The 14,021-nt window shown below is 60.1% G+C and carries 9 protein-coding genes; 3 read left to right on the forward strand and 6 right to left on the reverse strand.

All coding sequences use genetic code 11. From position 1 onward, the window contains the following. Positions 1–8: 8 nt before the first annotated feature. From zwf to tkt, 3 genes are read right to left on the reverse strand one after another with little or no spacing between them, the layout of a single operon-like run. Positions 9–1,496, reverse strand: a complete 1,488-nt coding sequence (zwf, locus tag VI215_10170; GenBank protein ID HEY6192673.1) for a glucose-6-phosphate dehydrogenase — start codon at positions 1,494–1,496, stop codon at positions 9–11. Continuing rightward, a complete protein-coding gene (gene rpiA / locus VI215_10175; protein ID HEY6192674.1) occupies positions 1,493–2,194 on the reverse strand; it encodes a ribose-5-phosphate isomerase RpiA in 702 nt (233 codons plus the stop codon). Before rpiA ends, zwf begins: the two co-directional genes overlap by 4 nt. 33 nt (positions 2,195–2,227) lie before the next feature. Continuing rightward, positions 2,228–4,276 carry a transketolase gene (tkt, locus tag VI215_10180; protein HEY6192675.1) on the reverse strand — a complete coding sequence of 683 codons (2,049 nt, stop codon included), beginning with the start codon at positions 4,274–4,276 and terminating at the stop codon, positions 2,228–2,230. A 333-nt stretch (positions 4,277–4,609) separates the two neighbouring features. Here tkt and VI215_10185 point away from each other — a divergent pair, with 333 nt between their 5' ends. Genes VI215_10185 through VI215_10195 form a run of 3 tightly spaced genes read left to right on the forward strand, consistent with a single transcriptional unit; the run spans position 4,610 to position 6,938 of the window. Next, positions 4,610–4,978 carry a hypothetical protein gene (locus VI215_10185; GenBank protein ID HEY6192676.1) on the forward strand — a complete coding sequence of 123 codons (369 nt, stop codon included), beginning with the start codon at positions 4,610–4,612 and terminating at the stop codon, positions 4,976–4,978. Between the two features lie 2 nt (positions 4,979–4,980). Continuing rightward, complete coding sequence (locus tag VI215_10190) at positions 4,981–5,883, forward strand: hypothetical protein (GenBank protein ID HEY6192677.1); 903 nt, start codon at positions 4,981–4,983, stop codon at positions 5,881–5,883. Then, complete coding sequence (locus tag VI215_10195; protein HEY6192678.1) at positions 5,880–6,938, forward strand: glycosidase; 1,059 nt, start codon at positions 5,880–5,882, stop codon at positions 6,936–6,938. Before VI215_10190 ends, VI215_10195 begins: the two co-directional genes overlap by 4 nt. A gap of 125 nt (positions 6,939–7,063) precedes the next feature. Here VI215_10195 and VI215_10200 read toward each other — a convergent pair whose 3' ends face one another. From VI215_10200 to VI215_10210, 3 genes are all read right to left on the reverse strand, one after another. After that, positions 7,064–8,023, reverse strand: coding sequence for a TlpA disulfide reductase family protein (locus tag VI215_10200; GenBank protein HEY6192679.1), 960 nt, complete (start codon positions 8,021–8,023; stop codon positions 7,064–7,066). Positions 8,024–8,162: 139 nt separating this feature from the next. Further along, a complete protein-coding gene (locus VI215_10205) occupies positions 8,163–10,613 on the reverse strand; it encodes a sugar-binding domain-containing protein (GenBank protein HEY6192680.1) in 2,451 nt (816 codons plus the stop codon). Positions 10,614–10,753: 140 nt separating this feature from the next. Beyond that, positions 10,754–13,912, reverse strand: a complete 3,159-nt coding sequence (locus VI215_10210; protein ID HEY6192681.1) for a LamG-like jellyroll fold domain-containing protein — start codon at positions 13,910–13,912, stop codon at positions 10,754–10,756. Between the last annotated feature and the right edge of the window lie 109 nt (positions 13,913–14,021).

Genomic DNA, 14,021 nt, shown 5'->3' on the forward strand with positions numbered 1-14,021 from the left:
CCGGGCTCCTACGAAGGCCCCGCCGGGTGCGCCTCTGAATGCGACGAGCAGTGCTGTGTCCACCACCGGCCGTCCCTCCAGAGCATATCGTCCGAGCTCGCGGGACCCCACGACCCGCGCTTATATATAGAGAGGGGAGGGGCATACGAGGTGTCCCAGCCCGCCTGGACGCAGTCGGTGATCTTCCATGCGAGCTCGATCTCGTCTTTCCGTGCGAACAACGACGCGTCGCCGTTCAGGGCGTCGAGCAGCAGGCGCTCGTAGGCCTCGGGGATCGCCGGTCCCCCGAACGATTCCCGGAAGTGAAAATTCATATCGGCCTGCCGGGTTTCCATCCCGCCGTCCGGCACCTTTGTGAGGAACCGGAAGTGAAACCCTTCGTCGGGTTGTATGCAAATGCTCAAATGGTTCGTCGAGAGCTCTGTGATTCCCGATTGGACGTCGAACATCTGAAGCGGAGGCCGGCGGAACTTGATCACGATCTCGGACAGTTTATCCTTCAGCATCTTGCCGGACCGGAGGTAGAACGGAACGCCCTGCCATCGCCAATTATCGATGAAGAGCTGGAGCACGGCGAAAGTCGGCGTCGTGGAGGAGGGGTTCACTCCTTCCTCGGACGTGTATCCTTCGTACTGTCCTCTCACCGAATAGCGCGCGATCGATTCTTCGGAGATTTCCCTGATCGCCCGCAGGACTTTTACCTTCTCGTCGCGCAGCGCATCGGCCTCGACGATGGCGGGGGGCTCCATTCCGACGAGCGTGAGCAGTTGCATCAGATGATTCTGGAACATGTCCCGGAGGACGCCGGCAGTGTCATAGTATGCCGCACGGTGCTCCACGCCGACGGTCTCGGCCACGGTGATCTGGACATGATCGACGTAATTCCTGTTCCAGATCGGCTCGAACACAGCGTTGCCGAACCGGAAGACGAGGAGGTTCTGGACGGTCTCTTTTCCGAGGTAATGGTCGATCCGGTAGATCTGCTTCTCCCGGGCGACGGCGTGAAGCTGCCTGTTCAACTCGAGAGCGGACTCGAGGTCGCGGCCGAACGGCTTTTCAACGATGATCCTACGGCTCCCCGACCCGTCCGTCTCCCGCAACAGGCCCGCGTTGCCGAGGGCAGCGATCGCGATGGGGAAGAAGCGCGGCGCCGTCGCGAGATAAAAGAGGCAATTCTGGGAGGGGTCTCCCGTCAGATTGATCTTCGCCGCCAGAGCTTTGAACGCCGGCGGGTCTTCAATATCGCCCGCACAATAGAAAATGCTCTTCGCAAATTCGCGCCAGGAAGCCTCTTCATAGCTCTCCGGAGCGAACTTTTGCAGCGCCGCCTTCATCTCAGCGCGAAAGGCGTCATCAGACCATTGGGTGCGGGAAAAACCGGTGATGGTCGTCTTCTCCGGCAACCGTTTCTTCCGGAAATTGCCATACAGCGACGGGATGAGTTTTCGTGAAGTGAGGTCTCCGGACGCGCCGAAGATGACGATGGAAGTGCTCATGGCTTCAGGTGCCTGATGCCCTTCGGTCCCGCCACGATCACGTCTGTGGCGAGGTGAAGGAACAATCCGTGCTCGACGATTCCGGCGCGGGAGCGGAGGGCGGCCGCAAGATCCTCGGGCTGGGAAAGCGGGCCTGTCTTGCAATCGATGATCACGTTTCCCTGATCGGTCAGGAAGAGGGAGCCGTCGTTCGCCATGCGCAAGCCCGGCTGAGTCTTGAGAGATTGGAGGTAAGGGAAGAGAGATTTTGACGCGTAAGGGATCGCCTCTACGGGGACCGCCCGGAGGGTGCCGAGAGCCGGTACAAGTTTCGTTTCATCGACGATATAGACCCGCCGCTTGCTCGCCTCGGCGACGACCTTCTCCCGGAGAAGGGCGCCGCCTCCGCCTTTGATCATGTTCAGCTTCGGATCCACTTCGTCGGCGCCGTCGATCACGATGTCGATGGAGGGGTGGTCGTCGAGCGTCCCGACCGGAATACCGGCCTGCCGGGCCCCGGCCTCCGTTTGTTTCGAGCAGGGGATCCCCGTGATGCGGCTTAAGCTCCCCGTCCGGAGGAGCTCGCCCAGACGCGCGATGGCGAACGCCGACGTCGTGCCGTGGCCCAGTCCGACGACCATGCCGCTTGCGACAAATTCGACCGCGCGTTCCGCCGCGAGCCGCTTGAACTCATTCGATTGTTGCGCTTCTGCGGCCATCTCAGTTGTACGCGGTCTCCAGTGGGGGTTGGATCAGTTCTCTCTCTGCGGCACGAGCGATATCGGAGCTTGCCGGGAGAGCGAGGCTTTTGTCCGTTCCACAACGTGCTCCGCCGTGAACCCGAAGTGTTTCATGACGTCGGCGCCCGGCCCGGAAGCGCCGTAGCCCGACATCCCTACAAATTCTCCGAGCGCGCCGATGTACCGCTCCCAGCCGAACTTCACTCCCGCCTCGACCGCGACGCGCGCGGTGATCGAAGTTGGAAGCACAGACTCCTTGTATTCGTCCGGTTGCATGTCGAACAACTCCGTGCAGGGCATGCTGACGACGCGTGCCTGGATTCCCGATTTCCCGAGAAGTTCCTGGGCCTTGAGCGCGAGTTGAACCTCAGAGCCGGTGCCGATCAGGATCGCTTCCGGAGCCCCGTTGGGGGCTTCCGAAAGAACGTACCCGCCGCGCGAGAGGTTGTGGGCGGGGGCGTATTTGCCCTGGTCGATGGTCGGGACTTTTTGCCGCGTCAGGACGATTGCCACCGGTCCGTCCATCTGTTCGATGGCTATTTTCCAGGCCTGGGCGGTTTCATTCGGATCCGCCGGCCGGATCACTTTGAGATTAATGACGGAGCGGAGAGAGGCGAGTTGCTCGATCGGCTGATGAGTCGGGCCGTCCTCGCCGAGTCCGATGCTGTCGTGCGTAAAGACGTAAATCGGCCTGATCCCCATCAACGCCGCAAGTCGGATGGCGGGACGCATGTAATCTGAGAATATCAGAAAGGTCGCACCATAGGGGATAATGCCTCTCGTGTGTGCGAGACCGTTCAGGACGGAGCCCATGGCATGTTCCCTCACCCCGAAATGAAAGTTGCGCCCGGTCTCGCTGGCCGGCTCGAAGTCGCCGCCCCCCTTCGTCAGAGTGTTGGTGGAGGGAGCAAGATCCGCCGACCCGCCGATCAGCGCCGGAAGGTGCGGCGCGATCGCGTTCAGCACTTTTCCGGAGGCCTGGCGTGTCGCAATGTCGCCGTCCGCCGGCGAAAACAACGGGATGGCTTCCTTCCACGCGTCACCGTACATCCGGCTCTTCCCCTGCTTCCACTCCCGGGCAAGGTCCGGGAATGCCTTGCTGTAACGGTCGAACATCTCGTTCCATTCCGACTCGGATTTCTTCCCGTTCGGAATAGCCTCGCGGAACCGGTTCAGAGCCTCCTCCGGAACATAGAATTGTTTGTCCGGATCCCATCCGAGGTTTTTCTTCGTGAGCCTCACCTCGTCCTCGCCGAGCGGCGCGCCATGCGCCTCGGCGTTGTCCTGCTTGTTGGGGCTCCCGTAGGCGATGTGCGTCCTGATCTTGATCAGGGAGGGGCGATCGGTCACTTCCCGGGCCTTCCGGATCGCTCCGGCGATCGCACCCGCGTCGTTGCCGTCGGGCAGCACCTGCACGTGCCATCCGTAGGCCTCGAACCGCCGGGCCGTGTCTTCGGTGAAAGTGATATCGGTGTTTCCTTCGATCGAGATGTGGTTATCGTCGTAGAGATAGATCAGATTTCCCAGTCGCAGATGGCCGGCGAGCGAGGCCGCCTCGGAGGCGACTCCCTCCATCAGGTCGCCGTCGCTCACGATCGCGTAGACGCGGTAATCGACGATGTCGAAACCGGGGCGGTTGTACCGGGCCGCGAAGAACTTCTCCCCGATCGCGAGGCCGACTCCAACGGCAAACCCCTGGCCGAGCGGTCCGGTGGTCGTTTCGATCGCCGGGACAAGATGCGACTCGGGGTGCCCCGGAGTTTTGCTGCCGAGCTGCCGGAATTGTTTGATGTCTTCAAGGCTCAAATCGTATCCGGTGAGATGCAGGAGGCCATAGAGAAGCATGCACCCGTGTCCCGCCGAGAGGACGAAGCGGTCGCGGTTTTCCCAGTCCGGATTTGAGGGATTGTGGCGGAGGAATTGTGTCCAGAGAACGTATCCGGAAGTCGCCATCCCCATCGGCATGCCGGGGTGTCCCGAATTGGCTTTCTGGACCGCGTCCATCGCGAGCGTGCGCAGGGTGTTACTGCAGAGCTGATCGAGCCTGTCCTGGTCTGTCATCGTTGAGTGGTGGTTCTGAGTAAACCCGCCGAAGCGGGGATTCCCGCTCCCAGGGGAACAAATCTTCCAGCCGTGTGGTTGCTACAGTTGCAGCGCTCCCGACGGAGGGCAAGTTAAGAAGATCGCAGGAGGAAAACAAGAATGGGTTGTGTATCGATTTCCCCCAATATGTCATCCTGAGGGAGCGTAGCGACCGAAGGATCTCGACTTTCCGACCGGCAAGATCCTTCGCTTCGCTCAGGATGACAAAACGAGACACAACCCAGGAATGCGGTGACTTGACTTTCTCTCACGGTTCGGATAACTTGGTTTAACACCAAAAGGAATCTCTGCATGATCAATATCCGGAAAAGTAAATATTCGTTCCAAGGTGCGCCGGCGGCCGCTCTCTGTCTCCTCTTGATTCTCCTCCCTGTTTCCTCCGCTCTCGCGGGCGAGGTGTTCGGTACGATCAAGGCGGACGGAAAAGTCCTGCCCAAGGGAGTGAAGGTCGATATCACCTCCTCGGCGAAAACATATAGCGGGGAGACCGACGCGTACGGGTCGTACCGGTTGTACGTCGCCGAAAAAGGGAAGTGTTCGCTGACGGTCCACTTCGCAGAGAAAGCTCCCTCGATCCAGATCTTCTCGTATCCGAAATCGACCCGCTATGACTTCACCATCGAGAAGAAGGACACGGTCTATACGCTGAAGAGGAAATAACGATGGCGGAATCCGGAGAGAACGACCAGCCCGGCAAAAAAGACGGATGGGAAAAGGCGAAGGTCATCCTCGAACCGGTCGGGGGCCTTCTGACCGCCCTGGCGGTGGCAGGGCTCGGGTTCTACGGTTCGAGAGTGATCGAGTCCCGGCAGGCGCTCGATTCCAATTCGCGCCTCTACTCCGAACTGATGAGCAAGCGGGAGGAATCGGAAAGCGCGCTGCGGAAGGACATGTTCAACTCCATCATCGGATCGTTCCTTTCCGCCGGCACGTCGGCGGGCTCCCTCGAGTCGCAGGTCCTCAACCTTGAGCTTCTGACCGAGAACTTTCACGAATCCCTCAACCTCAAGCCCCTGTTCCTTCATCTGCAACGGGAAATCACGCGGCTCAGGGATACGACACAGCGCCAGGAGTTCCAGACGCGTCTCGAAACGGTGGCGCGGGAGGTGACGCGGAAACAAATGTGGGTGCTGGAGGAGGCGGGCAAGAAATTCCAGCGGAGGATCGACCTTGATACCCTCCGGAATACCCCCGGCGGCATGGAGCTTGATGACGACACGCTCGCCGTGGGGGAGACCTTGCGGAACTTCAGGATCTTCGCGCTCGAGGCCGACCTGAAGACGCGAAGCCTGAAGGTGCGCCTCGAGGTAAGGACGCTCGCCGATACCTCGCTCGCATCCACCGACCCGAGCGTCGTGGAATTCTGGGTCGACTTTTTCGACTTTCCGGTGATCGACAACATCCGTCTCTCCCACGATCAGCGCTGCGCGGTCGTCCTGAACGATTTCGAAGATGAGAGCGCCGACATCAGCATTCTGGAGTTCCCGGGCTCCCGCGCGGGATTGAAGGAGAAGCCCTACTTCGACGAAATTCTGCACAGCCTCCATGAACACTCCACCGAGTGACTCCCCTCCCGTCCACAGTTAGAGTCGAACGGCTGCACGGCGGCAAACCGGTTCTGGAAAAGATCACAGCCCATCCCTGGGAGAGCAAGGTCACGTTTAACCCCGCGTCTGTCCTCGTCGAAGGGCGGGACCGGATCGCGGAGATTGTCGCCAGTTCTCCCTTCGACCGCCGCACAAGGGATTCACTCGCCGGACGGGATGCGCTGTGCGTTCTCCTCTACCGGGCGCAGGGAGCGACGGTCAAGGGCACGGGGGTGGCCCCGTCCTCGATGGGGTTGGCTCTCCTTTCCCCCCAACTGGAATTGCTTGCCCGGCACGATGCGCCGGTTCTCCTTCCTGACACGCCGTACGACAACCTGGGGGTGGAGGACGGGCGGATTACGAAGGTCGGCGAAAGGTTTGTCCTGATCTACACGGCGTACGGATCGGGAACACCGAAAAACAAGATCCGCATCGCTGTCGCGTCAACGCTTGATTTCGTCCGCTGGGAAAAACACGGCCTGCTTCAAGGCAAAATCAACACGATCGACAACAAGAATGCGATTCTGTTCGGGGAGCAGATGGGCGGGAAATACACCATGCTCCATCGCCCGATGGAAGGCGAAGATCCGATGTGCGTTCACTGGGCTCAGAGCCCGGGCCTGTTCGGCGAATGGGAGAGCCGCGGAGTCTTGATGAAGCCTGTTCCGAATCCTCCGTTTAAAGACACATGGATCGGGGGAGGAGCGCCGCCGATGCGGGTATCGGACCGCCACCTGATGCTCTATCATATCGGCAACCGGGCGGTGGATGGAACGAGGGAGTACGATTTGGGGATAGCTTCGTTGGAGTGGAAGTCGGGCTCGCTCGTGGTAGGGAGGAATGAAATGCTGATGTGCCCGGAGACTCCCGCGGAGACGTCAGGCGACCCGGAACTTGGTGTGAATAACGTTCTCTTCGTCTGCGGAGCTCACTTCTACGGGGGGGACTGCTACTTTCCGTACGCGGGGGCCGATAGTGTGGTTCTCGCGGGGAGGATTTCCAGGGCCGAGATCGAGCGGTTCTTCAATTCTTAGCACGCAAGGCTCAGAACCCGCAAGCTAAAGCTTGCGGCTACCGATACCCATTGTGATAGGTAGCCGCAGCCTTCAGGCTGCGGGCTTTTTCTTGCTGCGATCTTAAGATTGCGGCTACCACTACTTCACTTCATGATCGGTTCGAGGAACCGGTCAAATTCCGCCTCGGTCAATCTTGTCGGAGTATATCCCCTCACGATCCCCTCACCATCCACAAACACGAACGTCGGCGTGCTGGAACCCCCGTATCGTTCCATTGATGCGGTGCTGATCACGATGGGAATGGCTCCCACGTCGGCGTAGACCGACTTCCAGACGCTGTCGATCATGAATTTTTCATGCACCCGGACTGAATCCTCGTCGTAATAGCGGGTGAGCGCCACCACCTGCAACCCTTTCTTCTCGTAACGCGACTTGACACGGGCGAGCGTCGCTTCCTGCGCTTTGCAGTCGCCGCACCCCTGGTACATGATGAAGAGGAGAACCGGTTTGCCGCGAAGCGAGGCGAGTGTCGGAGGCGGGTTCCCCACGAAATCTTCGACCTTCAGCTCGGGCGCAGGCTTTCCTGCAAGCGTCAGCATATTGAGGCGTTTGTTGAGCCGTGAAACCAGTGATACGGGGTCTTTCACCTGAGCAAGCTCCCCGTTGATATACTCCGCGGCCCGGGAGACACCTTTGGACCGCTCAAGGAGCTGGGCCTCCACCTCGATCGCCGTACCGAAAGCGTACTCGAGGTCATGATCTTTTTTCATCTCGGTGCCGTGTGCCATCCGGTCGGCGCAGCTCGCGCGCACCTGGGCGGCGTATCGTCCCGCCTTCATGGTGTCGCCCACCAGCAGCGCGCCGCGGGCGAGCCACGAAAGCGCCGTGAGCCAGGGGCCGTCCTCACCATTTTTCGCGCGGTGCACCTCCAGGATCGACTCCGCGCTCAAGAGGTCCCCTGCGGCAATCTTGTTCCGGATTCCGGAAGAGGGGGACGGTGGCGGGGCAGGCGCCGCGGCCGCGGCAGGCGGTGCGGCAACCTGGGCGTGGGCGAACCCGGCGGTGAAGAACAGTATGAGTAAAATCGATGTTACGAAGCGCATTGTAGTTTTTTCCTTTCGATTGTCATTCTGAGGAGCGAAGCGACGAAGAATCTGTCATCCTAATTCATCTAGCGCAGAGATCCTTCGCTTCGCTCAGGATGACAAGCGTAGGCTCAGGGTGACAAAGCTGGACAAACGCCTAGAGCCAACCGAGCGAAAGCTTTTTCTGTAATTCTTTGATCCCGAACCGCGACGCGACGACGATGGTCACAGCGCCGCCTGCGTCGAGATCCACGAAGTTGTTGCTGAACGTCGTCTCCCCGCCGTGGATGCGAGCGCAGACACCCATTGCGAATTTATCCGAGCGGAGCTTTAATTCCACCGTTCCATCCTTCGTCTTGCGAAACGTCCCGGTCACGCGCGCGCGAGGCAGGCCGAGGTGTTTGGGTTCCAGGAAGAAGAACCGGTTCTCGGAGAGCGGCGCTCCCTGGTCGCGCAGAGTCGCATGAAGATAATGAATCGACGGATCAAAGTCCTCATAGCGCCCGCGATCGATCGTAAAGACCCGGTGCGAGGTGTTTTGCGGTACGCTGAGCGGCACCACCTTCAGCCAGGCCTGCTTCCCTTCGACTGAGCGAAGAGCGATCGCAACCGAGCCCGCCGCCGGTTCTGTGCGGTCGTTTGTGACCCACACTTCGACCCCCTCCGGGACCCCCTTGAAACTGACGAGCAGGGGAGCGTAAAACCTCTTTGCAAAGTAGTACCCCGCCTTGGGGCGGAGCCCGCTATCGATCACCGCCCAGCTGCTGACCGGCCAGCAGTCGTTCAATTGCCAGAAGAGAGCTCCCGCCGAGAGGAACTTCCTCCTCCGCCAGTGCTCCACCCCGCATTTCAGCGCATGCGCCTGGACCAGCTGGCTCTTATAGAGGAAGCGGTCGAACCTTTCCCCCAGGCGGTAATGCGCCGCCTGAAAACGGATCAGCCGCTCCGTCCCCTCGACCTGCTTGTTGTGGCGTTCCATCACCGCGCTCTGGATGTGGCGGTCCGATTCCAGTGTCACCTCCTTCATCGTTTCCGGGTCGGCCCCGGCCTGAAAGCCGAACTCCGTCACGAATCGCGCAGAATCCTTTTCGTATCCGGTGTAATCCTTCCACGCGCTCCAGACTGTCCACTGGTGATGGTTGCCGTTCGATTCGGCGTTCGGGAAGCCCGCTCCGAAGGGAGAGCTTCGCCAGTAGGGCCGCGTTCCGTCGAGTTCCCGGCAGACGCGCTTCAGGATATCCCGAAAAATCCTCGCCCCCCTCATGTCGTCCGGCTTCTTCCCCGGATGATCGGTGCAATACGACCATTCGCATTCGTTGTTCCCGCACCAGAGGACGATGCTCGCGTGATTGCGCAATCTTCGGACGACGGATTCAGCTTCATCACGAGCCTGATTCAGGAACCACGGCTCCTCGGGGTACTCCCCGCAGGCGTACATGAAGTCCTGCCATACCATCAGTCCGAGCCGGTCGCAGAGCTCGTAGAAGATTTCCTCCTCGTAGATTCCGCCCCCCCAGACGCGAATCATGTTCATGTGAGCGTCCCGCGCCATCGTCAGGAGCGTCGTGTAGGTCTCATCGGAAACCCTCGGAAGAAAGGTATCGCACGGGATCCAATCGGCTCCCTTGCAGAAGGTCTTGACGCCGTTGACTTCGATGATGAACGTTGTTCCCTCCCTGTCGCGATCCTGGAGGAGTTTGACCGTGCGAATTGCGAATGTGGTCTCAACCCTGTCCGCCACCTTTCCTCCGATCGACACGAAGAAGAGGGCGGAGTACAACGGCTGGCTCCCCGATCCGCTCGGCCACCAGAGCTCGGGGTCGGGGATGCGAATACGAAGCGTCTCACGGTGTTTTTTCACGACCTTCACGGCTTCGAAAGAGGTCCTTCCTCCTTTGACCATCGCGCGAAGCTCGAGCGGCCCGGCGGATATTCCCCGGATATCCACGGAGAGTTCGAGATGAGCCTCACTCCCGGAAACCGAAAGGACCTTGACGAAGGGATGCGCCAACCGAACATACGGGGTCGCCTCGATCGAAATTCTGCGCCAGATGCCGGATGTGGTCAGTTTCGGCCCCCAATCCCAGCCGAAGGAGTACTGGGCCTTCCGGACGTACACGCGCTGGGGGCTGTGGGAGACGGCGAGCCTGCCGTGTTTCTGTTCAAGACGGTTCGCACGCACCTCGGGCGCATCGAGGAGGATCTCAATCCTGTTCATCCCCGCACGGAGATACCGGGTCACATCGAACCTGTGCTCGATGAACATGTTTGAGGAGGATCCCGCCGATTTTCCGTTTATCCGGATCGTCGCGTAGGTGTCGAGCCCCGCGGCCGCGAGCTCGAGCTTGTACGTCTTCAAGAGACGGGCCGGAATCCGGAATGAGCGGCGGTACTCCCAGGCCACCGAATCTACCCATTGAACCGCAGACTCGTTCAGCCGGTAGAACGGATCGGGAATCTTTTTGTTGGCCAGCAGGTCGGTGTGGACCGTCCCCGGGACCGACGCCTTCATCCAGCGCGTGAGGCTCCGGGATTTCGGCGGGAGGGTCCGGTATTTATCCACCGCCCTGAATTGCCATCGCCCGTTGAGATTGATAGATTTTGTCATGATCGGATGAGATCCTAAGTTAGTGGAATGCAGTTTACCATTCGTATCGGTAGCCGCAGCCTTTAGGATGCGGTCCGCTCCCACGCGGAGCGTGGGAGCGAGAAAAGCCCGCAAGCTGAAGCTTGCGGCTACCGGTCCGGCTACCGTATCAGCAGCAGTTTCCTCGTCATCTGCGAACCGGGAGTCGTGAGCCGGTAAAAGTAGACGCCGCCCGGCTGGTTGCCGGCATCCCATGTGACATGGTACGTTCCCGGACTCTTATCCTGATTGACCAGCAACGCGATCTCGCGGCCGAGCAGATCGTAAACCGCGAGCACTACGCGGCCCGCCCGGAAATTTCTGTCGTTGTGTCCCGGCGCGGCCGGAACGGAATAATCGATGCGCGTGACGGGATTAAACGGGTTCGGATAGTTCTGGCTCAACATGAAGCCGTTGGGGACGACTGGATCCTGCCCGGCGGAGGAGAGGCCGCTCGCAAGCCCCTGAATCTGATTGACTGTCAGCGGGTGGTCGTAGATGCGGATCTCGTCGAGCACTCCCTGAAAGTTGTACGTCTGTTCCGTCGGGAGATCCTGCCCGACGGTGAGATCGATCGTGGTCGTCAGAATTGGACCCGACCAGGTCGAGAATGCGTCAAGGTTGCCGTTCAGGTAAAGCTCAAAATCCGATCCGTCGTAGAGCCCCGTCACGTTGTACCAGGTCCCGGTCGTGAGTTCGGTCTCGGAGTCGAGATCCTTAATTCCGGCTGAGGTCTTCACAGTCCACCGGAGATGATTATTCGTGATGGAGAGCTTCCAGCGATTTTGCCAGTTCCCATGGGAAAGCGGATATTGCTCCCGGGTAAAAAAAGCGCCGATTTTCATCCAGAAATTCACCGTGATCGCCTGTTGAAAATTGAGGCCCGCGGAATTGGGAACGTCTATATACCCCGTTGTTCCGTTGAACGAAGCGGCTCTCCCCGCGGCGCCGTTCCGGTCGGCCACGAACGTGACGTTGTGGAGGGCGCCGTTGTTGTTGAAACCGCTTGAATCGACCGCGTTGCCGCTAAGCGGAAAATAGGCCAACATGTTTCCGTTCTGAACCAGCGAAAAATCTCTCACTTCAATGCCGATGCTGTCGAGCGCCTCACCGCCGCGCCCATCGTCGACCGTGCAATAAATAAAGTAGTTGCCGGCAACAGAGGGGGCGGTCCAGCTCACCGTGGGCCCTGAGCCGGCAACGGAACCCTGGTTCGATGCCCATGTGTAGGTGAGAGAGTCGGAGTCGGGGTCGCTTGCGCTGCAGGCCAACTGGGTCCCCGATCCCAGGTCGATTTTCCTCGGGTCAGCGGCCATTTTCGATATCAAGGGAGGATGGTCGATAAAGGCGGCCACGCTGAGGATAACGCGCGCGGAGTCCTCCCCGCCGTGGCCGTCCATGATGGTGCACCTCACCGTATCGCTCCCAATCGAATCGGGCGCGACCCACCGAACAGAGCTCCCGGCGCCGAGCACGCTTCCGCGGGATGATCGCCATACGAACGTGAGGTTGTCGCCGTTGCGGTCGGAGGCGGTACAGTAGAATCTGGCGGTGTCCGAGCGGAGGAGGGTTGACTTGTCCGCCGCGAGAGCCTTGATCCTCGGGGGATAATTCGCAACGGGATGCCCTGAATGGAAATCGACGACGACACCGTCGATGAGCATCCTGTCGAGATCGTAAGCGACCGCGCCGCCCGCGGGGGCGACAACGATCAGCGCTGCGCTATTCTGCCCGAGCAGGAGCGGGGTGGAACCCGTTACTCCCGTGCTCAGAAATGTTTTCGAGACCGCGTCGTAGAGATCGTGTTGCCCGGGTCCGGCGTCGATGCCGACCGTCGCCGCAGAATCGTACGGGTTGTACAACAGATAGGTCGGATACGCCGGGGCATGGTAGTAATCCGTTTTTAGAACGTCGAGCTTGAGGATCATCGGGACCCCCGTGGTGTCGACGATCCCTCCGAGAATTCCGGCGTGGGAGGAGGAGTAGAGCGTGAGCGTCGTCTGTCCCCATCCGCCGCTGATGGCGTCTCCCGTCGCATAGGGCGAAGTGCTTCCGTTAAACTGGCGAAGCGCCTCATGGGCGATCACGGAGCCCGAATCGTAGTGGCTCGACCACTGTCTGCTGTCCTGGCGGTTGTCGGGCAGGTAATTGGGATAGAAGAGCCGCGAAGCATTGGCCGCGTTCAGGACCCATTTTGCGATCGCTCTTGCAAACCGCGGCTCGTACCGCACCAGGGGGACAAGCGCGCCGATCTGCTCGAAGGTATTCATCGAGAAGGCGTAATCGTTGATCCCGTTCACCTCGCCGATCAGTCCGCTGCAGTCGTACCCGCCCCAGGTCCCGACCATGGCGCCCCAGGAGCGAAGGGGGCCCACGTTAAAACACCAGTTCACCATCTTATCGACATCGTACGCCGTTCCGAGCTCGGCGTTCATCCGCGCGGCGAGGTATGTGCCGTACGGGAGCTGCAACTCGTAGGAGGGATTCGAGGCCTGCGCGTTGAGAAATTCCATCGCCCACTCGGCCCCGATACGGTAGCGCGCATCCCCTGTATTGACGTACGCGTTGTACGACAGCCACGCGATGGCCCCGGACGCTTCCGGCTCGCGCACGCCGTTATCGTACGGGGTCATGGTCTGGAGATACCATCCACGGTGATTCATATTAGGGACCTGCCACGGCGCGGTGTTTCCGCCCATCGCACGGAGGGCCTCGTTCCACCGGTCCGCGACCGTGGTGAACTGGTAGTTGAAATCGCCCGTCCCGGGATAGAGGGAGTTGAGCTGGTAGAAGAAGACGTTCGGCATCGTCTCATACCACCAATCGTCGCCCGTATCGTCCACGGGGTGGTTCTTGTAGACATTCTGGCTTGCGCGCCGGTTGAACCACTCTTCAGCCATCAGGCTCCAAGGGTAACCGTTCTGGTTGCTTTTATCTATACCGGCGAGCGTCGCGCTCACGACGGCCGGCAGGCAATTGATCCCCTCCGCCGATCCGGGGGCGTTGGTCCCGACGACCGTGTGGAGCCCGAAACTGTTATGGGATGGGTAATTGACGGGGGATGTGTTGAGCCAGACAAGAGGAAGATACGCGCCTGTGAGGTTGAAATTGAAGACCAGCGAATCGTAACCTCGCGCGACCTCTTTCCAGTTGCGCATGAGATAGGGGGACGGCCGGTTGGGCATCAGATCGATGCGGGGAACGGACGTTTGCTGGGCGGAGAGATCAGCCCCGTTGAGGACCAGGGCCGCGGCGATTATGATCACCCGTACGTTGCTCATCCAACTACCTCTGATTGTTATCCGGATCCCGCAAGCTAAAGCTTGCGGCTACCGATGCCTCTAGATATTCGGTAGCCGCAGCCTTTAGGCTGCGGTCTCTGTCCCGCGA

The organism is Bacteroidota bacterium (assembly GCA_036522515.1).
Taxonomy (GTDB): Bacteria; Bacteroidota; Ignavibacteria; order UBA10030; family SZUA-254; genus VBOC01.

Bases quoted from the DNA above. Each gene is read 5' to 3' on its own strand.
- VI215_10205 (HEY6192680.1), bottom strand. From the start codon at position 10,613: ATGACAAAATCTATCAATCTCAACGGGCGATGGCAATTCAGGGCGGTG.
- VI215_10210 (HEY6192681.1), bottom strand. From the start codon at position 13,912: ATGAGCAACGTACGGGTGATCATAATCGCCGCGGCCCTGGTCCTCAAC.
- tkt (HEY6192675.1), bottom strand. From the start codon at position 4,276: ATGACAGACCAGGACAGGCTCGATCAGCTCTGCAGTAACACCCTGCGC.
- zwf (HEY6192673.1), bottom strand. From the start codon at position 1,496: ATGAGCACTTCCATCGTCATCTTCGGCGCGTCCGGAGACCTCACTTCA.
- VI215_10190 (HEY6192677.1), top strand. From the start codon at position 4,981: ATGGCGGAATCCGGAGAGAACGACCAGCCCGGCAAAAAAGACGGATGG.
- VI215_10200 (HEY6192679.1), bottom strand. From the start codon at position 8,023: ATGCGCTTCGTAACATCGATTTTACTCATACTGTTCTTCACCGCCGGG.
- VI215_10185 (HEY6192676.1), top strand. From the start codon at position 4,610: ATGATCAATATCCGGAAAAGTAAATATTCGTTCCAAGGTGCGCCGGCG.
- rpiA (HEY6192674.1), bottom strand. From the start codon at position 2,194: ATGGCCGCAGAAGCGCAACAATCGAATGAGTTCAAGCGGCTCGCGGCG.